This is a genomic window from Caballeronia sp. ATUFL_F1_KS39, assembly GCF_023630985.1.
GTDB classification, from domain to species: Bacteria; Pseudomonadota; Gammaproteobacteria; order Burkholderiales; family Burkholderiaceae; genus Caballeronia; species Caballeronia zhejiangensis.
In genome coordinates this window covers 114,134-135,146 of the sequence record NZ_JALQDZ010000050.1, presented here as the reverse complement: position 1 = coordinate 135,146, position 21,013 = coordinate 114,134, and the positions used below count along the sequence as shown (strand labels likewise).

The following is a 21,013-nucleotide window of genomic DNA, read 5'->3' as shown; positions in this document are numbered from 1 at the left end:
CGCTAGAACCGATACAACTCAGCGGGATTATCGACGAGTATCTTGCGGCGAACCGCGTCGCTTTCCACGAGCCGCATCGTCCAGTCGAGCATGCGCGCGTCGTCCGGAACGGGCTTGACGTTCGGATGCGGCCAGTTCGACGCCCACACGCCGCGCTCGGGAAAACGCGCCGATATCGCGCGCACGAGCCAGGACACGTCGTCGAAATCGGGCGCGCCGGTGCGCGAGCTTTCATACGGCGCGGACAGCTTGATCCAGCAACGCGGCCCGTCGAGCAGGCGGCACAGCGACGCGAATCCATCGCTTTGCGATGTGACCGGCGCAAGGAACTTGCCGAGATGATCGATGACGAGATTCGACGGCAAACGCGCGAGCATCGCTTCGTGCTGCGGCAGCGTGTGGCCGTCGAGCTGAAGGTTGATGTGCCAGCCGAGCGGTGCAATGCGCGCCGACATGTCCGCGAGTGCGTCCCACGGCAGCACGCCGCCCGGCAGCATCATGAAGCGCACGCCGCGAATGCCCGCATCGTGCAGACGCTGCAGTTCGTCATCGCCGATATCCGGCGGGACCACCGCGATGCCGCGCGCGCCGTCGCCCAGTTGCGCGATGGCCGCGAGCGTGCAGCGATTGTCGAAGCCATACCCGGTCGGCTGCACGACGATCGCGCGCGAAAAGCCCAGCGTGCGCTGCACGTCCCGATACGCCGATGCGGGCGCGGGCGGCGGCGCGAACGTCGCGGTCTTGGCGAGCGGATAGCCTGCTTCGTAGACGTGAATGTGGCAGTCGCAAGCGCCTTCGAGTTTCATCGCGCGTGCTCCTGCACATCGAAACCGGCGAGACGGAACGCTTGCGCCGCGTTCACCGCGCCCGCGGGCACGCGGCCTTCGAACAGCGCTTGCGTTTGTGCGACCGTTTCCATCGATTGATGCTCGATCGCGCCCGGCGTCAGCCCGCCGACATGCGGCGCCGCGATCACGCGCGGATGCGCCGCGAGCACCGGCGCGGGCATCTGATCGGCCGCGCGTCCGACATCGAGCGCGCATCCCGCGAGATGGCCGCGCTCGAGCGCATCGAGCAGCGCGTCATCATCGACGAGTTCACCGCGCGCGGCGTTGATGAAGTACGCGCCGCGCTTCATCGCGGCGAAGGCGCGCGCGTTCATCAGATTCGCCGTCTGCGCATTGGCCGGCGCGAGGCACACGACGAAGTCCGACTGCGCGAGCAAGTCATCGAAGCCGGTTTGATGAAGCCGCGTATCGTCGATCGTCGCGTAAGGATCGGACACGACGACGCGCATGCCGAATGCCAGCGCCAGATCGCAAAGATAGCGCGAAATCTGTCCATAGCCGATCACACCGAACGTGCTGCCGCGCAACTCGCGGCCCATCATCGGCGCGGGCGCTTCGTGGCGATGATAAGCCTCCGCATACGCGGTCGTGCCGCGCGCGAGATCGAGCATGGCGCCGATCACCCACTCCGACACGGACGGCACGAAGCCCGCGCTCGCCTGCGTGACGAGCACGCCGAGCTCGCTGGCGGCATCGACATCGACGGTGCGAATATCCACCGCGCAGCGCACGAACGCGGCGAGCTTCGGCAGCGCCTCGAACAAGGCGCGCGGCGCGGGCGTTTGCCGGTACGCGATGATGACATCGGCATCGCGCGCGGCATCGGCGAGTTCGGCGGTCGTCAGCTCGCGATCTTCAGTGTTGTACGCGACGTCCGCGAACGCCGCGAGCGCAGCCGAAGCGCGTGCGCCGAAGTAATGATCCAGCATGTGCCGGGGATGACTCACGAATACCTTGTTCATGTCCTCGTCCTGATTCGTTTCGCGGGCGCGGCGACCGACTCGCGCTCCACCAGCGTGATATCCGTGAACAGCGCCTGCTCCGATGCCGGCATGGGTTCGTCGTGTGGACGCATCGCGCGCTCGACCATCGCGGCGGCCATGGCGGGCACGGGAAGCTGCACGGTCGTGAGCGCGGGATTCGAGATCGCCGCCAGAAAATGTCCGTCCATGCCGACGATCGACACGTCTTCCGGCACGCGCAAGCCGCACTCGCGCAAACCCGCCATCAGGCCGAGCGCCATCAGATCGTTGACGGCGACGATGCCGGTCGGGCGCGCATCGTCCTGCGCGAGCAGACGCGCGAGCGCGCGGCCGTTTTCGGCGATCATCGAATCGCCGTATTCGTTCACCGGGCCGCTATCGAGCACGCGCGCCGTCTGCGCGAGACCTGCATCGTTTGCGGCGGAAAGAAAGCCGTTGATCTTGTCGCGCCGGCTCATCGTCACGCCGGTCAGCGTGGCGAAGGCGAGCCGCGTATGGCCATGTTCGATGAGATGCCGCGTCGCGATGCGCGCCGCTTCGAAGTTGTCGGGCGTGACGTGCTCGACGCGCGTCGCTTCGCCTTCGGTCGCGCGCCGGTCGTAGCTCACGACGACCATGCCGCGCTCGACGGCGGTTTCCAGATGCCGCTCGTTCGCGAGCGACGAGATCACGATCACGCGCCGCACGCCTTGCGAGAGCAAGTCCTCGAAGAACGACGCTTCCTTCGCCGGATCGCGATACGTGTTGCCGATCATCACGCGATAGCCGTAGCGCTCCTGCGCATACGTTTCCACTTCGCGCGCGATATAGCCGTACATCGGATTGGCGATCGATGGCACCAGCAGTCCGATGATCGGCGTCTGCCCTGTCTTCAACTGACGCGCAAGCGTGCTCGGACGGTATTGCAGCGCGTTCATCGCGGCCTGCACGCGTGCGAGCGTTTCCTGGCGCATCTGGTCGGTGCGGCCGTTCAGCACGTTGGATACCGTGCTTACGGACACACCGGCCTCGCGGGCGACATCCTGAATGGTGCTCATAAGGTTTGACATCTGCCGGCTACAGGCCGAGCCGGGTCGGCAACCACAACGAAAACGACGGCACCAGAATCAGCGCAACCAGTGCGATGAACAGCACCAGCAGATATTTGAGCATAGGACGCGCGACGGCTTTCATTTCCGTGCCGGTGATGGCGCAGGTCGCGAAGAGCCCGAGCCCGACCGGCGGCGAGAAGAGACCGAGGCCCATTGCGACGACGATCACCGTGCCGAAGTGCAGCGGGTTGATGCCGAGCTGCGTCGTGATCGGCGTGAGCAGCGGCCCGAAGATGATGAGCGCGGGCGCGCCTTCCAGCACCGCGCCGAACACGATCATGATGAGCACGGACAGCAGCAGGAACATCGTCGGGCCGTATTGATGCGCGAAGGCGATCATCGAATCGGACACGAGCGCGGGAATCTGCTCGATGGTCAGCGCGAAAGACACGCTCGAAGCCGCCGCCACGATGAACAGAATGCTGCTCGCCATCGACGCGGAGCGCACGAACACGCGCGCCACCGACTTCGGCGTGAGCTCGCGAAACGCGATCCAGCCGACGATCAACGCATACACGACGGCGAAAGCCGACACTTCCGTCGATGTCGCGATGCCCGAGGTCACGCCTTTGCCGATCATCGTGATCATGACGAGCGCGACCAGCGCGCCGCCGGCGAGCGGCAGCCACTTGCGCGGGTTCGTGAGCGCATCGGCGAGATTGATGCGCCGGCCGCAGATCACCGCGACGATCGCGAGCGCCACCGCCAACACCGCCGCCGGAACGACGCCCGCGAGAAACAGCCCCGCGATCGAAATGTTGGCGACAAAGCCCATGATGATCATGTTCACGCATGGGGGAATGGTCTCCGCCATCACGGCGCTGCACGCGAGAAGCGCCGCCGCTTCGTTCGGATCTTCCTTGCTCTGGCGCACGGCAGGCATGACGACGCCGCCGACCGCCGCGATATCCGCGAGCTTGGAGCCGGATACGCCCGAGAAGAACGCCGTCGCCATGATCGTGATGAGGCCGAGTCCGCCGCGCACGCGCCCGAAGATGCGCAGCAGCAATTCGATCAGGCGCGACGACATGCCGTTGGTTTCCATCAGCAAGCCCGCCAGCACGAAGAACGGAATCGCGAGCAGCACGAAGTGGTCGGTGCCGGCCATCACTTGCTGCGAGTAGACGAGCATCGGCAGGGTCGGTTCGGCGAGGAAGTAGAGCAGGGCCGAGAACGCGAGCACGAAGCCGATCGGCACGCCGAGCACGAGCCCGCCGATGAAACCGGCCATCAGCAGAAAGCCGGGCTTGAGCGCGTGGGCGGGCACGAATGCGTTCCACGCAAACACGGCTGCCGCGAGCAGCACGCAGCCGGCGAGGGTGCCGAGCACGGTCTTGCGCGCACCGTTCAGCGCGTTGGCGAGCGCGAAGACCGTCATGAAGACGCTGCCGATCACGAGCGGATAGACGTTGATCCACGCGGGCAGGCCGCTCGGCGTCATCTGGCCGTAGGAATCGACGAGCAGCAGACACGACGACACGCACAGATTGCCCGCGACGCCCGCGATCACCCAATGTCCGACGTGCACGAGCGCGGGTTGCCAGCGCCTCGGCAACATGCCGCGAAACAGGTCGACGCCGACGTGCTGGCTGCGTCCGAGCACGGTGGCCGCGCCGAAGAACACGAGCACGATCATCAGCGCGCCGGCGACTTCCTCGGCCCAGTCGAACGGATCGTGCAAGAAATAGCGGTAGATCACCGAAAGGAACACCACGATCACATCGGCCGCGAGCACGGCCGCGCAGAAGTATTCGATCCAGTGCATGAGGCGCGCGAGGCCGCGCGCGAGCACGGTCTCATGGCCGAAGCCGGGCGCGGCGAGTTGCGCCTCGGGTCCGGGCGTCGCGGAGAAGGTGGTCATGGTGTCGGCCTCTTTGGCGTCGTTGGTGCGCTCAAGCGCGCGCGGCGGCGATGGCGGCGAACAGCGGCGCGGTCGCCGGATACTGCTTCGCGAAACTCGCATACAGCTGCGACTGCATTTCAGCGCGTGCGGTGTCGCGATCGGCCTTCGACATCGGGTAGAAGGTCATGCCTTTCTTCTTCAGTTCCTGCTCGGCGGCGGCGGCGGTCTGAATGGCGGCGGCGCGCTGCTTCGCGGTCGCGTCCTGCGCCGCTTTCTGAAACGCGGGACGCAGGTTTTCCGGAATCTTCGCGAGCGCGCGGCGGCCCGTCACGACGACGAGCGGGCTGAACACGTGCTGCGTCTGCCAGCACGACTTCACGACTTCGTCGTACTTGCTTGCGAGGACCGTTGCGCAATCGTGTTCGAAGCCATCGACGACACCGGTCTGCGCGGCCATATACAGCTCGCCGATGGGAATCGGCGTGGGCACCGCGCCCATCAGCTTGAAGGTTTCCATGAAGGCGGGTGTGGGCAGCACGCGCAGCTTCACGCCTTTGATATCGGCGAGCGACTGCGTGGGCTTCTTGGTGAACACGTTGCGCGCGCCGAAGGAATAGCCCCACGTGAGCACCGAGCAACCCGCGCGCTGTTGCAGCAGCGTATCGAACGATTTGCCGACGGTGCCGTCCATCGCGCGGCCGACGTGATCGAAGTTGTCGAACACATAGCCGAGATCGAGCATGCCGAGCTCGGGAAGCGCGGTTGCCCAGATCGACGAGCCCGTCACCATCATGTCGACCGCGCCGACTTTCACCTGCTGGACGACGTCGCTTTCCTTGCCGAGCTGGTTGTTCGGGAAATAGTCGATGCGAATCTGATCGCCGACGCTCGCCTTCAGGTTCGCGGCGAGGTTCTGATACCAGACGTAGTGGGCGGCGTTTTCGTTCGGCGGCATCGATGACGACAGCCGCAACGTGGCCGCGGGCTGCGCGCGCACGATCGCGGGAAAGCCCGCGCCCGCCGCCGCGAGCGTTGCCGCCGAGGCCGTCTGAAGGAACCGTCGGCGGGAAATGCCTGAACCGAATTGCATGGTGTTGTCTCCTGGATGCCGCTCTGGGCGCGGGCGGAAATAGGCAGCGCGACACGATAGGCGTGGCGCGACTGTATCGATTTAGTGTATCGATACAGTAAAGGGAAGCGTGGGTGGGTCATATGGGCGTATACCCGCGGGCAATCACGCGCCGAGGTGGGTTCGAAGAGGGAGAACGCGCGGAAACTCGACTGCCGCGGCAACCGCACTCCACCGCATCCTTTCGCGGCAGCGCTTCTAACCCCCCAACACCTCCTTCTCCGCCACCAGTTCGTTTCGCAACAGCCGCGCCCCGGGCGAAAGCGGCGCACCTCGCGTGGTCACGAGCTCATACGGCTCGCTGCGCGAGGTGAACGACAGCGGCAAAATGCGCGTGGCTTCGTGCCTGACGAAGAACTGAGCCACGTCGATGGACACCAGCGCCACGAACGAAGGATTGTCCTGAAGCAGGCTCAGCGTCGCGAAGGCCGACGTCGTCTCCAGCAGGCTCGACGGAAAGCGAATCGCGGCTTGCTGAAATTCGCGCTCCAGCAGCACGCGCATGGGCATGTTCGCGCGATAGACCACCCAACGGTACGCGGCCAGATCCTTGAGCATCACTTTCTTCGCCTTGCGTAACGGATGCTGCACGTTCGCCACGACCGCGAGCGTTTCATCCTGCAGCTTGATGCTCTCGTACATCTCCGGATGCTGGCTGACCGAGGTCCGGCAGATAGCCAGGTCCAGCCGTCCCGCATCGATGAGACTCAACAGCGTCTCGCTGGCGTCCTCGATGATCTCGACAGACATTTCAGGCTGCCGCGCGATCAGCGCGGACACGGCCCGGGTCAGCAAAGGCACGGCGCCCATGATGACGCCGACCGCGACACGTCCGCCATGTCCCCGCAGGATGCCCGCGATCTCTTCCCGCATGTGCGACAGATCGGTGTAGATCAGCCGCGCATACCGGATCGCGCAATGGCCCGCGTCATTCGCTTCGAGCCCGCGCCGCGTGCGCGTGAACAGCGCTGTTCCAAAGGTGGTTTCGATTTCCTGAAGCGCCTTGCTCGCGCCCGGTTGCGTCAAGCCGACTTGATTGGCCGCTTTCAGAAGCGAACCATGATCGCCCAGCGCAACAAGCAACCTGAGTTGCCTGACGTGGAGGCGCGAGGCGATCGAATTCACGTTGGGTGTCATGAGACTTGAGAGAGAGTTATATCAGCATGAGAACTTCTCAATTTTGCTCCGATGCGCCGCTCTCTATACTTCGCCGAAAGAACGCATGAAAACAGCGCGCCTCGATCATTTCCGGAAGATGGGCAGCGCAAACCGACAGCGCGTCGAGTATCGGAAACTATAACGGAAGGTCATCATCATGTCTCTCATCAACTACGTTACGCAGATCCAGTTCGACTTCGGCGCGGTGAACCTGCTGAAGAGCGAATGCGAACGCCTTTCGATCCGGCGGCCGCTGATCGTCACGGACCGGGGCATTCGTGCCGCGGGCATTCTCGACACGGTGCTGAAGGTGCTGGAGCGCGCCGACGGCGAAATGATCTACGACGCCACCCCGCCGAATCCCAACGAAGCCGCGGTGCGCGAAGCGGTCGCGCTGTACAGGCAAGCGGAATGCGACGGCATCATCGCAGTGGGCGGCGGCTCGTCGATCGATCTTGCAAAGGGCGTGGCCGTCTGCGCGACGCACGAAGGCCCGCTCCAGAGCTTCGCCGTCATCGAGGGCGGCGCGAGCCGGATCACCGCGAAAACCGCGCCGGTGATCGCGGTGCCGACCACGGCGGGCACCGGCAGCGAAGTCGGACGCGGCGCCATCCTGATCCTGGACGACGGCCGCAAGGTGGGCGTGATCTCGCCGCATGTCGTGCCGAAGGTCGCGATCTGCGATCCCGGCCTGACGGTCGGCCTGCCGCCGCAACTCACCGCCGCCACCGGCATGGATGCGATCGCGCACTGTCTGGAAACCTTCATGTCGCCGATGCGCAATCCGCCGGCCGACGGCATCGCGCTGGACGGGTTGCGCCGCGCCTGGGCGCATATCGAACGGGCCACGAAAGAGCCGACCGACCAAACCGCGCGGGAAAACATGATGATGGCTTCGATGGAAGGCGCACTCGCTTTCCAGAAGGGACTGGGCTGCGTCCATAGCCTGAGCCATTCGCTCGGCGGAATCGACCCGCGACTGCATCACGGCACGCTCAACGCCATCTTTCTGCCGGCGGTCGTGGAGTTCAACCGAAGCGCTCCGTCCATGCGCGACGAAGAAAAGATGGAGCGCATGGCGAGCGCCATGCAGTTGCGTCAGGACACGGAGATTTCGTCGGCGCTGCGCGACATGACGGCACGCCTCGGCTTGCCGACCGGCCTTCGGGCGCTGGGCGTCACGCGCGAGATGTTTCCGCGCATCGTGTCGGGCGCGCTCAAGGATCACAGTCACAAGACCAATCCGCGCGAAGCATCGGAAGCGGATTACCTCGGCTTGCTGGAAGCGTCGTATTGACGAAGAGACGGACGCCCGGCCAACGAGGCGTCCGCGCATGACACGGACGGAGACACCGCATGAACAAGAGCAAACGGATCGTACGGATCCAGCGCATTTCGATCTTCTTTCTGACCCTCGCCGGCAGCATCAACTATCTGGATCGCAGCGCGCTCTCCATTGCGAATAGCGTGATTCGCGGCGAGATGGGCCTGAGCGCGTCGCAGATGGGCCTGCTGCTGTCGGCCTTCTCGCTCGCCTATGCGTTCGCGCAACTACCGGTCGGCGCGATGCTCGACCGTTTCGGCGCGCGCGTGATGCTGGGCTGGGGCATGATCCTGTGGTCGGTCGCGCAGGCCTGCTGCGGGCTCGTCGGCAATATCCAGCAGTTCTTCCTGGCGCGCGTGTGTCTCGGCATCGGCGAGGCGCCGCAGTTTCCGGCCGGCGCGAAGGTCATCGGCGAGTGGTTCGCGGTGCGCGACCGCGGCACGCCGACCGGCATCTTCGTCGCGTCGACGACCGTGGGCCCGGCTATCGCGCCGCCGATCCTCACCGCCATGATGCTCGCGCTCGGCTGGCGCAACATGTTCTTCGCGACGGGCGTGTTCGGCGTCATCGTGGCGATCGGCTGGTATGTCGCCTATCGCAATCGCGACGAAGTGAAGCTCGCGGCGGAGGAGACCGCCTATCTGAACCAGGACTCGCAGGAAGACGAAAACAGCAAGCCGCTCAGCGGCGCGCAATGGCGCAGCCTGTTCCGGCAGAAGACGACGTGGGGCATCTTCTTCGGCTTCATGGGCGTCATCTATACCGTGTGGCTCTACCTCACATGGCTGCCGGCGTATCTCGAACACGAACGCGGCCTGAGCATCGCGAAGGCGGGCTGGGTCGTCTCGATTCCCTATGTCTTCGGCACGCTTGGCATGCTGAGCAGCGGCTTCACGGCAGACCGCCTGTACCGCAGAGGCCTGCAGGCGATCACGAGCCGCAAGTGGCCGATCTGCATCGGTCTCGTGGGCGCGGCGGCGTTCACCGTTCCGGCGGCGCTGACGCCGTCCACCACGCTCGCCGTGATCTACATCTCGGGCGCCATGTTCTTCATCAATCTGGCATCGGGCGGCGCGTGGTCGCTGATCTCGATCGCCGCGCCGCGTCAGGCGGTGGCCTCGCTCGGCGGCATCCAGAACTTCGGCGGCTTCCTGGCCGGCTCGGCCGCGCCGATCGTCACCGGCATCGTCGTGGACCGGACGCATTCGTTCGTCGCCTCGCTGATCGTGAGCGCGGTCATCGCGCTGCTCTCGGCGGTGGCGTATCTGCTGCTCGTGCACCGGCCAGTCGCGGTATCGGAAGACGTCGGGGAAACGGCCGTCGGCGCGCTTTCCTGATTCGCTCGCCATGCCGGCGTTGCGTGTCGTTTGAAAAGATCTTCTGTCGGAGTTCGAGCTTCAATGCAAACAGTAACGTGTGTCGAAGACCTTCGCCTCATGGCGAAAAAGCGGGTGCCCAAGGCGTTCTACGATTACGTCGATAGTGGCTCGTACACCGAATCGACTTATCGCGAGAACGGTCGCGCGTTCGCCCGGCTGACGCTCAAGCAACGCGTGGGCGTGAACGTGGAAGGGCGCAGCACCGCAAGCACGATGCTCGGACAGCGGGTCGCAATGCCCGTGGCCATCGCACCGACCGGACTGACGGGCATGCAATGGGCCAACGGCGAGATCCTGGGTGCGCGCGCGGCCGAGCGCTTCGGCGTGCCGTTCACGCTCTCGACCGTGAGCATCTGTTCGATCGAGGACGTTGCGGCTCATACGAAGGCGCCGTTCTGGTTTCAGCTCTACGTCATGCGCGACCGTGGCTTCAACCAGTCGCTGATCGAGCGCGCGAAGGCCGCCGGTTGTTCGGCGCTGGTGGTCACGCTCGATCTGCAGATCAACGGGCAGCGTCACAAGGATCTCAAGAACGGCATGACCGTGCCGCCTCGCCTGACGGCGGCGAACCTGCTTGATTTTCTGCGCAAGCCGGGCTGGGTGATGCGCGCCGCTTCGGGCAGACGCAACTTCGGCAATCTCGCCGGCTTCATCAAGGGCGGTGACGATGTGATCGCGATCAGCAAGTGGGTCGCATCGCAATTCGATCCGAGCCTCGACTGGAACGACATCGCGCATATCCGCAGTCTCTGGCCCGGCAAGCTGGTGCTCAAGGGCATCATGTGCGCCGAGGATGCGCGCATGGCGGCTTCGCTGGGCGCCGATGCCATCGTCGTCAGCAATCATGGCGGACGGCAGCTCGACGGCGCGCCGTCGACGGTCGAGGCCTTGCCCGCCGTGGTGGATGCCGTGGGCGACGCCACTGAAGTGTGGGTCGATGGCGGCATCCGCACCGGCCAGGATGTGATGAAGGCGCTCGCGCTAGGCGCGAAGGGCACGATGGTTGGCCGAGCCTTCATGTATGCCCTCGGCGCGATGGGCGAACCCGGCGTCGCGCGCATGCTCGAGATTGTGCGGAACGAACTCGACGTGACGATGGCGCTGACCGGCGTCCGGTCGATCGAGGAGATCGGGCCGCACAACTTTCACGAGCCGCGTGTTGCACAGGCTTTCCGCGCGCGCACGGCCGGGGCCATGACTCAACGAGAAGAATCTGTCATTTGATTGGAGGTTGGACGCGCAATGGATCTGCAAATCGAGGGTAAATGGGCGCTCGTTTGCGCCGCGAGCAAGGGGCTGGGTAAGGGCTGCGCCGAAGCGATGGTCGCTGAAGGCGTCAACGTCGTGGTGACGGCGCGCGGCGAGGACGCGCTCGAATCGACGGCAGCCGGGCTTCGGCAACTGAACCCCCGCGTTCAGGTGATCGCGGTGGCAGGCGATATCACGACGAGCGCCGGTCGGGAGCGGGCACTGAGCGCGGCGCCTCGCATCGACATCCTGATCAACAATGCGGGTGGCCCGCCGCCGGGCGATTTTCGCGACTGGACCCGAGACGACTGGATCGCGGCGCTGGATGCGAACATGCTGACGGCCATCGAACTGATGCGCGCCACCGTCGATGCAATGGCCGAGCGAGGCTTCGGCCGGATCGTCAACATCACGTCGGGTGCGGTGAAGGCGCCCATCGATGTGCTCGGGCTGTCCAACGGCGCGCGTTCCGGCCTGACCGGCTTCGTCGCGGGTCTGGCCCGGCAGAAACGGATCGCGGAGCATAACGTGACCATCAACAATCTGCTGCCGGGCTTGTTCGATACCGACCGCCTGAAGCAGTCCACCCAAGCGGCCGCTACCGCGCAGGGCAAGGCGTATGACGCTGTGCTCGAAGCGAAACGTCAGGCAATACCGGTAGGGAGATTCGGCACGGCGCAGGAGTTCGGCGCGATGTGCGCTTTCCTGTGCAGCGGACACGCGGGCTACCTGACCGGTCAAAACATCCTGATGGATGGGGGCTCGTTTCCCGGGACGTTCTGACGGTTCGTTTCATCGCGGCCGTCAGTCACGAGGGGCTTTCTTCTCCGAGCGCCAAAATCAGGCGGCGTTACCGGCGTGCAACGCGTCGTCCAGTCGCCGCCTTTTTCGGCATTGATAACGTTTGAACATCAATGCTTCGAAAAATTGCACTTCTTGTTTCAGCCTTCTTGCGCAAGTATCTGGTCTCAAGACGTTCATAAAAGAGAACGCGTCGGAGACAGGCACGAAGCGCAGCACAGCGTTTCGCTGCATCCCGGTGCACGCCCGTTCAGGGCTGCCGTCAAGAGTCATCGACGCCTATCTCGCGTAACCCACCTCGCTACTTGAATCCTGCCGCCGCTTTCGAGCGCGTCTACGGCAGCGGTGCATCTCGCGCCTGCCGCAGCGAGTCGATGCACTTCCAGTATCCGCTTCATTCGTCATTGCTCAAATCAGGAGACACGTCACATGCAGATCACCGGAATGTTGCACGGCTCGCGCTTGCTGCAATTCGTCGGCTTTCCGTCCAGCGAAGTGCTGGGCCCGGGCGCCAGCGAAGAAGAGATCAAGTCGCTCATCGACCGTCACGGGCAGATATTCATCAAGCCGGTGTTCAAGGGCGGTGTGGGCAAGAAGGGCAAAGCGGGCTTGCTCGGCCGCGCCCACGGATCTCAAGACGGCGCTCGCCGAAAAGGAACGACTGTACTTCGCCGAACACGCCGTAGGCCATGTGAAAGCCAAGGCGAACGGCGTGACGTTCGAAGCGGGCGTGCCGGCCAAGCATGAGGTCTACTTTTCGATCACCGATTCCACGCGTTTCCGCGCGCCGACGATGACGCTTTCGCACATGGGCGGCATGGACATCGAGGAAGTCGATCCGAAGCACGTCGCGATGGTGCCGTTCGATGCGCTGACCGGATTGAAGGCGTTCGTCGTGGCGAATGCGCTGAGCGAGATCGGCGCGCCGCGCGAAATCATCTCGCCGCTCGTGCAGCAGTTGCCGAAGCTCTGGGAGTTGTTCCACGACTTCGGGATGACGACGCTCGAACTCAACCCGATCCGCATGCGCGAGGACAAGAAGGGACGTCTCACGCCCGTCGCGTGCGACTTCAAGTGCGGATTCGATCGCGACGATCCGCGCTTCTCGCGGCTCGGCCTGCCCCCGCATCTGTTCGCCGCCGACTACTCGGATTTCGAACAGGAGATCAACCAGTTGCGCACCCACCAGGGTCAAAGCGATGTCTACGTGATCAACGACAAGGGCACGATCCTCGCGCCCACCTTCGGCGGCGGCGCGAACTCGCTCGTCACGGAAATGCTCGGCGATGCGGCCATCATCTCGTCGGACTTCGGCGGCAATCCGCCCTACGAAAAGATGAAGGAAGTGGCGCGCATCTGCTTCCGGCACTGGCTGAAGCAGTCGAATGTGCTGTTCATCATCGGCGGCAAGTCCAACAACACCGACATCTTCGAAACCCTGCGCGCGATGGCCGATGCGCTGCGCGAGCACTTCAGCGAGCACGGACCGACGCCGCTCTATGTCGTGCTCGGACGCGGCGGCCCGAACCTCGTGCGCGGCATGTCCGCGCTGCGCGACACCTGCGACTCGCTCGGCCTGCCGTATCGCCTTTTCGGTTTCGACTCCGACATCAGCGAGGTGATCCAGTACGCGCGCCGTGCCGATACATGGATGCAATCGGGCGGACGCGCGCAAGTTGCGACGCGCATCGGCGCGCGCGACGCGCAATCGCACACGGCATCGGCTTGAGGAGATCGGACATGCACAAGCAAGGCAATAGTCGTTTCAAATACTTCGTCGGCATACAGTCGCTGGCGGATATCGCGACGCGCGAAGACCGCGTCTGCGTGCTCAACATCCTGGGCGGCGAATCATCGGACGTGACGCCGGTGAGCCACGCTTTCTCGGGCGCGAATGTCGTCTTCGGCACGGCGCCCGGCAAAGGCGGACAGATGCTTGCGACGCCCGCGGGCGACATTCCGGTCTTCAACAACGTGCGAGAAGGGCTGGAAGCCGGACATCGGTTCAACTGCGGCGTCGTCTATCTGCCGCCTTCGGCCGCGCGCGACGGCGTGGCCGAACTGATCCGCGTGAATCCGGATCTGCGCAAGATCTTCATCATCACGGAGAAGATCGCCGTGCACGATGCGCGTGAGATTCGCGCGATGGGTCAGCAGGCGGGCATCGACATCTTCGGCGCGAACGGGCTGGGCGTCGCGGACTCGTGGCAACGCGTACGCATCGGCGGCGCGCTCGGCGGCGACGATCCGGGCGCGACCTTGCGCCAGGGATCGATCGCGATCTTCTCGAATTCCGGCGGCTTCAGCACAACGATTGCGCAATACCTGCGCATGAGCGGCTGGGGCACCTCGACGGTCATTTCCAGCGGGAAGGATGTCTACATCCACTATGCCGCGCCGGAATTCGCCTTCGCGCTCGCAAACGATGCGCGCAGCAAGGCTGCCGTGCTGTACTGCGAGCCCGGCGGCTATTACGAAGCCGACGCGGACTTCACGAAGCCCGTGGTCGCGTGCGTGGTGGGCCGCTGGAAAAGCCGTCTGACGCGCGCGGTGGGACATGCTGGCGCGATGGCGGGCGGCGCCGACGATGCGCTCGCGAAGGAACGCTGGTTCAAGGAGAAATTCGGCGTCGAAAGGCTTTTCACGCCCGGCGATCCATGCTGCTCGGCGAAGGGTGCGGTGGTGACGAACATCGCGCATATTCCCGCCGCGCTCACGGCGGTGATGCGCGCGAACGCGACGATGCCCGACTTCGAGCCCGAAGGCAGCCTCGCGCTCAAGCCGTGGTTCGGCTCCGATCAGGGGCTCGATTTGCCCGACGATCTCGCGCTTACGGTCGTGAAAGCCGTCGCGCCCTATGACGAACAAGTCGCGCGGGTGAACGACCAGATCGGCGCGATTCCGCCGCGGCAGCCGTTGAAGGACGCATCGGGCGCCTCGCAGATGGATGCGAAGACTCAGGTGAGCAGCCTGCACGGCGTATCGATGCTCGACGCGTCGACGCATTCCTTCGAAGCGAACGTGTGCCTCGCGCTGCTGCACGAGTTCGGCGGCGCGAACGATGAGAAACTGATCGACGTCGCGGTCGGCGCGGCGGTCAACCTGTACGGCACGCCCGAACTGGCGGCGGCGCAGGCGGCGCGCGAGGCCGGCAATGCGCCCAATGCCGTGCTCGCGGCTGCTGCCGCCATCGTCGGGCCGAATCGCCAGCGCGCGGCGCGCGAGGCGGCCAAGCTGATGATCGACCGGTTCGCCGCAGCAAGACTCGTCGACGCATTCGATCGCGATTTCCACATCGACGCGATCGACACCGAGGGCAGCGCGGCACTGTTCTGCGAGGAACCGGATCCGAAGGCCGAAGCCATGCTCGCCGGTCTCGCCGCCCGTGGCGTGAATTCCGTATTCTTGCGATGGATTGCCAGCGGCCCGGGCCATCCGCGCGCGGACGCCGTGCTCGCGGCGATCACGACGACACTCGCCTGGGGCCCGCTCATGCGCAAGCGCATCTCGCGTCTGACGGCGGAAAGTCTGCCGTGGTGGACGAAGCTGTTCGGCACGCTGATCGGCGCTTCGGCGGACGCGTCGCGCCATCGTCCCGACAGCTTCTGCGATGTTTCCACCGAGGCGTTGCTCGGCGAGCGCTCGCTGACGGAGATTGCGTTCGCGGCGCTGCTCGGCCTCGAACCGTCCGCCGACGACCTGTTCGCTTTCAGGACGCTGACCGGATTGCTGCTCACGAACGGACCGGGTGCGATCTCGGCGCAAGGCGCGAAGGGTGCGGTATCCGCCGATGGCCCCGAATCACCCGAACGCGTGCAACTGAACAAGGCGTTGACGGGTTTTCTGACGCACACCGGCTATACGCACGGCGGCAATGGCTACGAAGGCATCGCCTTTCTCAACGATGCGTTTCGCGACAGCGCCCTCGACGATCCCGCGGACCCGCATCACGGCGTCGATCTCGACGCGCTCGCGCGCCGTTCCGTCGAGCATTACGCGCGCTACAAGGCGAGCCAGAAGCAGGCCGGCAGCCTCGACATCGCCAAGCTGCCGGGCGTCAATCACCCGGTTTTCAAGGACAAGCCGGTGAATCACGATCCGCGCGAGGTGTTCATCGCCGATCTGTACGAGGCGCGAGGCGAGTACAACGCGTTTCATGCGTATTACCGCGCGCTGGTGCAGGCCTTGTTCGACGCGGGCGTCTCGCGCAACGTCTACTGCGTCAATGTCGATGCCGTGATCGCCGCGCTGCTGCTGAAAATGCTGTGGCAACCGCTCAAACGCGGCGCATTCAGCGAGGCGGATCTCGAAACCGCTGCGTTCACGATCTTTCTGTATCCGCGCATGCTCGGTTGCGCCGCGGAAATCGACGATCACCTGAACCGCGGTCGAAACATGGACACGCGCACGCCCGCTTCACAGTGCCGTTTCGTGGCCTGAGCGCCGACATCCGGGAGGTCGGCCGAGCCGACCGTTTCCGGCGATTGATAACCATAGGACATCAATCGTTGAGAACATTGCACTTATCGTTTTGATGGCGACGCGCCATCATTCCCGAAAGACAAGAGCGGACACTCCGCAAATTTCGGGACTTCAGGAGACACATCGATGCATCCCTCACCTTCCACCCTTTCGCCGGGACATTCCAAGGCTGCGGCGGTTTTCCGCGTAACGGCCGGCAATTTCCTGGAGCAGTTCGACTTCTTTCTGTTCGGCTTCTACGCGACGCAAATCGCCGGCGTGTTCTTTCCGGCATCGAGTGAATTCGCTTCGCTGATGATGACGTTCGCGGTCTTCGGCGCCGGATTCCTGATGCGTCCGCTGGGCGCGATCGTGCTCGGCGCGTACATCGACGATGTCGGCCGCCGCAAGGGCCTGATCGTCACGCTTTCCATCATGGCGAGCGGCACCATCCTGATCGCATTCGTGCCGGGATACGCGACGATCGGTCTTCTGGCCCCCGCGCTCGTGCTCGTCGGACGTCTGCTGCAGGGGTTCTCCGCGGGCGCCGAACTGGGTGGCGTATCGGTCTATCTCGCCGAGATGGCCACGCCCGGCCGCAAGGGCTTCTTCACGAGCTGGCAGTCCGCGAGCCAGCAGGTCGCGATCGTCGTGGCCGCGGCGCTCGGCTTCGCGCTCAACCAATTCCTCGACACCACGGCCATCGCGAGTTGGGGATGGCGTGTGCCGTTCTTCGTCGGCTGCATGATCGTGCCGTTCATCTTCATGCTGCGTCGCAATCTGGAAGAAACGCAGGAATTCAAGGCACGCCAGCATCGCCCGAGCATGAAGGAAGTGTTCCGCACGCTGGCCCAGAACTGGGCCGTCGTGATCGCCGGCATGATGCTGGTGGCGATGACCACCTCGAGCTTCTATCTCATCACGGTCTATGCGCCGACTTTCGGCAAGACGGTCCTGCATCTGAGCACGGCGGATAGTCTGCTCGTGACCTTGTGCGTGGCCGTGTCGAACTTCGTGTGGCTGCCGATCGGCGGGGCGCTCTCGGACAAGATCGGCCGCAGGCCGCTGCTCGTCGGCATGACGGTGCTCGCTATCGCAACCGCATACCCCGCGCTGTCGATACTCGCCCACGCGCCGAGCTTTATCAACATGCTGCTCGTGCTGCTTTGGCTCTCGTTCATGTACGGCATGTATAACGGCGCGATGGTCGTCGCGCTGACCGAGGTGATGCCGGTTCAGGTGCGCGTGGCGGGTTTCTCGCTTGCTTACAGCCTTGCGACGGCGGTGTTCGGCGGCTTCACGCCGGCCATCTCGACGGCGCTCATTCACATGACCGGCGACAAGGCCGCGCCCGGATACTGGATGAGCTTCGCCGCCGGCTGCGCGCTTCTGGCGACGTTCGCGCTCTATCGCCGGCGTGCGGCGACGCTGACTCCGGCGCACTGACGCGTCGCTCGTTGCGCCAAGCGTCTATCGAACCCTACACGACTCCGATCATGAAAAATCTGCTTCCGAAACTATGCGCGGCTGCGCTCATCGCCACCTCGGCCGTTGCGTTCAGCGTGCAGGCCGCCGACCTGCACGTCATGAGCTCGGGTGGCTTTACCGCGGCGTACAAGGTGCTCGGTCCGAGGTTCGCGTCCGAGACGGGCAACACGCTCGACACGGCGCTGGGTCCGTCGATGGGCAAATCGCCCGAAGCCATTCCCAACCGTCTCGAACGGGGCGAGCCGGCCGACGCCGTCATCATGGTCGGTTACGCGCTCGACGAGCTGATCAAGCAGGGCAAGGTCGTGCCCGGATCGCGCGTGGAACTGGCGGACTCGCGCATCGGCATGGTCGTGCGCGACGGTGCGGCCAAGCCCGACATCAGCTCGGCGGAAGGCCTCCGGCAGACGCTGCTGCATGCCAAGTCGATCGCCTACTCGGACAGCGCGAGCGGTGTCTATATCGAGCGGGAGCTGTTCACGAAGCTCGGCATCGAGGATCAGGTCAAGCCCAAGGCGAAGATGATCCCGCGCATACCGGTGGCCTCGGTCGTCGCGAACGGCGATTACGAGATCGGCTTTCAGCAGGTGAGCGAGTTGCTGCCGGTCACGGGCGCGACCTTCGTCGGAAAGATTCCCGAGTCTTTGCAGTCCGTCACGCGTTTTGCCGCCGGCATTCCCGTGAGCGCACAGCATCCGAAGGAAGCGAAGGCGCTCCTCGACTATCTGGCATCGCCCGGCGTTCAGGCAGATGTGAAATCGACGGGACTCGATAGCGTCGCCGCGCATTGATACAGCCTTCGCCGTCAACTTCTCGAGGTGCTGCTCGCGTGGTCCTCTGCGCCGTCGGCGTCGCCCGGCGCCGGCGCGCGCAGCATCCGGGCGAGGCGCGCGCGATCGCAAGCGCCTTCCCACATCGAAACGAAGATCACCGCGCACGCGTTGCTGATGACGCTCGTGAGCGCGCGCGCTTCGGACATGAAGCGGTCGATGCCCACCAATAGCGCCACGCCGGCGACGGGAAGATCCGGAATCACCGTCAGCGTCGCGACGAGCGCCACCAGGCCGCTCCCGGACACGCCCGCCGCGCCTTTGGACGTGAGCAGCATGACCGCGAGCATCATCGCGATCTGCGGCGCGGAGAGCGACACGTCGCACGCCTGCGCGATGAACATGGAAGCAAGCGTCAGATAGATCGCGGTGCCGTCGAGATTGAACGAATAGCCCGCGGGCAGCACGAGTCCGACGACGCCCTTGTCGCAGCCGAGCATCTCCAGCTTGGTGATGAGGCGCGGCAACACCGGTTCCGTCGACGAAGTCGCCAGTACGATGAGCAATTCCTCGCGCAGATAACGCAAGAGCCGCCAAAGCGCGAAGCCGTGCAAGCGCGCAAGCGCAGCGAGGACGAGCGCGACGAACAGCACGCATGCCACGTAGAACGACACCATCAACATGCCGAGGGAGCCGACCGAGTGAATCCCGAAGCGGCCCACCGTGAAAGCCATCGCGCCGAATGCGCCGAGCGGCGCGAGCCGCATGATCATCGCGAGGATGCGAAACAGCGCCTGGGCGATGCCATCGATGAGCGCGAGCACGGGCCTGCCTGCGCCGGGATGCAGATTCAGTGCAAAGCCGAATAGCAGCGAGAGCAGCAGCACCGGCAGCACCTCGCCCTTCTCGAAGGCGCCGAGCATCGTTTCGGGGATGACGTTCAGTGCAAAGGCGACGAGACCATCCGGATGCGCCTGCTTCACATACTGCGCGAGGATCGTCGTATCGAGACTTCGGGCGTCGATATGCATGCCCGCGCCGGGCCGCATCAGAAAGGCCGTGACGAGTCCCAGCGCGAGCGCCACGGCAGTCAGAAAATAGAAGAGTCCCAACGCCCGGAAGATTGCGCGCCCGATGGCTTTTCCGCTCGCGACAGACGTGATCCCGGATACGATCGTGCAGAAGACGATCGGCGTGATCATCATCCTGACGAGGCCGACGAAACCGTCGCTGACAGGCTTGAGAAGCGAGCCGGCTTGCGGCCAGAAGTGCCCGAGCGCCATGCCGAGCAACATGCCAAGCACGACCTGCACATAGAGTAAACGGAGCGTTCTCGCCACCCTCACGACGCGGGCTTCCTGCTCGGGCGCGCTTTTGGAGCGACGTCGTCGGTTAATGTGCCGCTGCTCCTGACATCGCCTCTCATATCCAGAATCGTTTGATGAAACTCCTGCGCGGCCGGCGTCAGCGTACGCCCGCGGCGTCTCACGATTCCGACTCGTCGCTTCACGACGGGGTCGACCAGCGGCACACTCGTGAGGATGTGATGATTGCGTCCGGGCATGGCCATCGACGGTACGGCGGCGACGCCGAGGCCCGCTTCGACGAGACCGAGCATGGTCGTGACGTGACGTGTTTCGCACACGCTGGGCGCGCGCGGCGATACGGCCGAAAGAGCCTGATCGAGCAACAGGCGATTGCCGGACGTCTTGTCCACGGAAACGTATTCGTGTTCGTAGAGCTCGTTCCAGGTCACGCGTTTCTTGCGCGCGAGCGGGTGGTCACGACGGCAAGCCGCAACGAACTGCTCCTGTAGCAGCACTTTGAAGTCGACCTCGGACTCCTGGCTTCCCATGAAGCTGACGCCGAAATCGGCCTCGCCGCTGATGACGGCGGAAAGCACTTCGTTCGCGCTCGCATCGAGCAGTTTCACCCGGATGCGCGGAAAACGGCGATGGAAGCTCGCAACCGCGCTTGGCAGAAAGTAGTAGGCCACGGATGGCACACAGGCAATGGTTACGTGACCCAATCGGCTCGATGAGACATCGCGGATGCCGAGCAGGGCGACATCGAGATCGTCCAGCAGCTGCTCCGCGCTCGGCGCGAAGGCGCGGCCGACAGTCGTGAGCGTCACGCTGCGCGTGGTGCGTTCGAAGAGACGCACGCCGAGCGCTTCCTCCAGCTTGTCGATCCGGCGGCTCAAAGCCGGCTGGGATATGTTCACCGCCTCGGCTGCCTTTCGGAAGCTGCCCAGTTCCACCACGGCTCTGAATGCCTGCAAGTCGTTGAGGTCGAAGTTGACGCCCACGGGCCATTCTCCGCGTTCTTAGATGCCGATATTGTGCATTACGCGGAGGGGGGCGGCTATTTGTGGGGGCGGGTTGTGATCTTGGTCTGGTCGGACGAGGGTGGCGGTGGGGCTTCGCGAAGCCGTGAGCCGGAGATGATGGCGAGCGGATAACGATTGATGCGTTCGATGCTATTTTCCGG

General features: G+C 64.5%; 15 protein-coding genes and 1 pseudogene. 8 read left to right on the top strand and 8 right to left on the bottom strand.

Annotation, left to right across the window (positions count from 1 at the left end):
- Positions 1-2: 2 nt before the first annotated feature.
- The 6 genes from NCR93_RS25955 to NCR93_RS25930 all read right to left on the bottom strand — a co-directional run bounded on the left by NCR93_RS25955 (position 3) and on the right by NCR93_RS25930 (position 7,031).
- Entirely contained in the window at positions 3-806 is an 804-nt protein-coding gene (locus NCR93_RS25955) for an amidohydrolase family protein (protein WP_175981539.1), read from the bottom strand.
- The gene (locus NCR93_RS25950) at positions 803-1,810 is read right to left on the bottom strand and encodes a hydroxyacid dehydrogenase (RefSeq protein WP_008346842.1); all 1,008 of its coding nucleotides are present in this window, start codon (positions 1,808-1,810) and stop codon (positions 803-805) included. Before NCR93_RS25950 ends, NCR93_RS25955 begins: the two co-directional genes overlap by 4 nt.
- Complete coding sequence (locus tag NCR93_RS25945; RefSeq protein WP_175981541.1) at positions 1,807-2,868, bottom strand: LacI family DNA-binding transcriptional regulator; 1,062 nt, start codon at positions 2,866-2,868, stop codon at positions 1,807-1,809. Before NCR93_RS25945 ends, NCR93_RS25950 begins: the two co-directional genes overlap by 4 nt.
- Before the next feature lie 19 nt (positions 2,869-2,887).
- The gene (locus NCR93_RS25940) at positions 2,888-4,783 is read right to left on the bottom strand and encodes a TRAP transporter large permease (protein WP_175981543.1); all 1,896 of its coding nucleotides are present in this window, start codon (positions 4,781-4,783) and stop codon (positions 2,888-2,890) included.
- A 31-nt stretch (positions 4,784-4,814) separates the two neighbouring features.
- Entirely contained in the window at positions 4,815-5,855 is a 1,041-nt protein-coding gene (locus tag NCR93_RS25935; RefSeq protein WP_175981545.1) for a TRAP transporter substrate-binding protein, read from the bottom strand.
- Between the two features lie 237 nt (positions 5,856-6,092).
- Positions 6,093-7,031 (bottom strand): LysR family transcriptional regulator, encoded by a 939-nt coding sequence (locus NCR93_RS25930; RefSeq protein ID WP_175981547.1) that lies wholly within the window; start codon positions 7,029-7,031, stop codon positions 6,093-6,095.
- Positions 7,032-7,209: 178 nt separating this feature from the next.
- Between NCR93_RS25930 and gbd the strand changes: the two genes are divergently transcribed.
- The 8 genes and pseudogenes from gbd to NCR93_RS25890 all read left to right on the top strand — a co-directional run bounded on the left by gbd (position 7,210) and on the right by NCR93_RS25890 (position 18,544).
- On the top strand, positions 7,210-8,349 hold the full coding sequence (gene gbd / locus NCR93_RS25925) for a 4-hydroxybutyrate dehydrogenase (RefSeq protein ID WP_008346832.1): 1,140 nt from the start codon (positions 7,210-7,212) through the stop codon (positions 8,347-8,349).
- A gap of 59 nt (positions 8,350-8,408) precedes the next feature.
- Entirely contained in the window at positions 8,409-9,713 is a 1,305-nt protein-coding gene (locus NCR93_RS25920; protein ID WP_008346830.1) for an MFS transporter, read from the top strand.
- 63 nt (positions 9,714-9,776) lie between these two features.
- Positions 9,777-10,979, top strand: a complete 1,203-nt coding sequence (locus NCR93_RS25915) for an alpha-hydroxy acid oxidase (protein WP_081851806.1) — start codon at positions 9,777-9,779, stop codon at positions 10,977-10,979.
- Between the two features lie 18 nt (positions 10,980-10,997).
- Positions 10,998-11,786: an SDR family oxidoreductase gene (locus NCR93_RS25910; RefSeq protein ID WP_175981549.1), complete on the top strand. Its 789-nt coding sequence runs from the start codon at positions 10,998-11,000 to the stop codon at positions 11,784-11,786.
- Between the two features lie 447 nt (positions 11,787-12,233).
- Positions 12,234-13,533: pseudogene (locus NCR93_RS25905) on the top strand (ATP citrate lyase citrate-binding domain-containing protein).
- Positions 13,534-13,544: 11 nt separating this feature from the next.
- Positions 13,545-16,244, top strand: a complete 2,700-nt coding sequence (locus NCR93_RS25900; protein ID WP_175981553.1) for a CoA-binding protein — start codon at positions 13,545-13,547, stop codon at positions 16,242-16,244.
- 168 nt (positions 16,245-16,412) lie between these two features.
- Complete coding sequence (locus NCR93_RS25895; protein WP_008346820.1) at positions 16,413-17,711, top strand: MFS transporter; 1,299 nt, start codon at positions 16,413-16,415, stop codon at positions 17,709-17,711.
- A gap of 50 nt (positions 17,712-17,761) precedes the next feature.
- Positions 17,762-18,544 carry a substrate-binding domain-containing protein gene (locus tag NCR93_RS25890; RefSeq protein WP_008346818.1) on the top strand — a complete coding sequence of 261 codons (783 nt, stop codon included), beginning with the start codon at positions 17,762-17,764 and terminating at the stop codon, positions 18,542-18,544.
- 14 nt (positions 18,545-18,558) lie between these two features.
- On the opposite strand, the gene dctA is transcribed toward NCR93_RS25890, so the two are convergent.
- Complete coding sequence (dctA, locus tag NCR93_RS25885) at positions 18,559-19,869, bottom strand: C4-dicarboxylate transporter DctA (protein ID WP_175981555.1); 1,311 nt, start codon at positions 19,867-19,869, stop codon at positions 18,559-18,561.
- A complete protein-coding gene (locus NCR93_RS25880; RefSeq protein WP_008346814.1) occupies positions 19,866-20,831 on the bottom strand; it encodes a LysR family transcriptional regulator in 966 nt (321 codons plus the stop codon). The genes dctA and NCR93_RS25880 overlap by 4 nt, the downstream gene beginning before the upstream one ends.
- Positions 20,832-21,013: the final 182 nt, after the last annotated feature.

What these genes read in the sequence shown, in the direction of transcription:
- gbd (WP_008346832.1), top strand. Translation starts at nt 7,210, where the DNA reads ATGTCTCTCATCAACTACGTTACGCAGATCCAGTTCGACTTCGGCGCG.
- NCR93_RS25910 (WP_175981549.1), top strand. Translation starts at nt 10,998, where the DNA reads ATGGATCTGCAAATCGAGGGTAAATGGGCGCTCGTTTGCGCCGCGAGC.
- NCR93_RS25945 (WP_175981541.1), bottom strand. Translation starts at nt 2,868, where the DNA reads ATGAGCACCATTCAGGATGTCGCCCGCGAGGCCGGTGTGTCCGTAAGC.
- NCR93_RS25955 (WP_175981539.1), bottom strand. Translation starts at nt 806, where the DNA reads ATGAAACTCGAAGGCGCTTGCGACTGCCACATTCACGTCTACGAAGCA.
- NCR93_RS25920 (WP_008346830.1), top strand. Translation starts at nt 8,409, where the DNA reads ATGAACAAGAGCAAACGGATCGTACGGATCCAGCGCATTTCGATCTTC.
- NCR93_RS25890 (WP_008346818.1), top strand. Translation starts at nt 17,762, where the DNA reads ATGAAAAATCTGCTTCCGAAACTATGCGCGGCTGCGCTCATCGCCACC.
- NCR93_RS25930 (WP_175981547.1), bottom strand. Translation starts at nt 7,031, where the DNA reads ATGACACCCAACGTGAATTCGATCGCCTCGCGCCTCCACGTCAGGCAA.
- NCR93_RS25950 (WP_008346842.1), bottom strand. Translation starts at nt 1,810, where the DNA reads ATGAACAAGGTATTCGTGAGTCATCCCCGGCACATGCTGGATCATTAC.
- NCR93_RS25935 (WP_175981545.1), bottom strand. Translation starts at nt 5,855, where the DNA reads ATGCAATTCGGTTCAGGCATTTCCCGCCGACGGTTCCTTCAGACGGCC.
- NCR93_RS25940 (WP_175981543.1), bottom strand. Translation starts at nt 4,783, where the DNA reads ATGACCACCTTCTCCGCGACGCCCGGACCCGAGGCGCAACTCGCCGCG.
- NCR93_RS25895 (WP_008346820.1), top strand. Translation starts at nt 16,413, where the DNA reads ATGCATCCCTCACCTTCCACCCTTTCGCCGGGACATTCCAAGGCTGCG.
- NCR93_RS25900 (WP_175981553.1), top strand. Translation starts at nt 13,545, where the DNA reads ATGCACAAGCAAGGCAATAGTCGTTTCAAATACTTCGTCGGCATACAG.
- NCR93_RS25915 (WP_081851806.1), top strand. Translation starts at nt 9,777, where the DNA reads ATGCAAACAGTAACGTGTGTCGAAGACCTTCGCCTCATGGCGAAAAAG.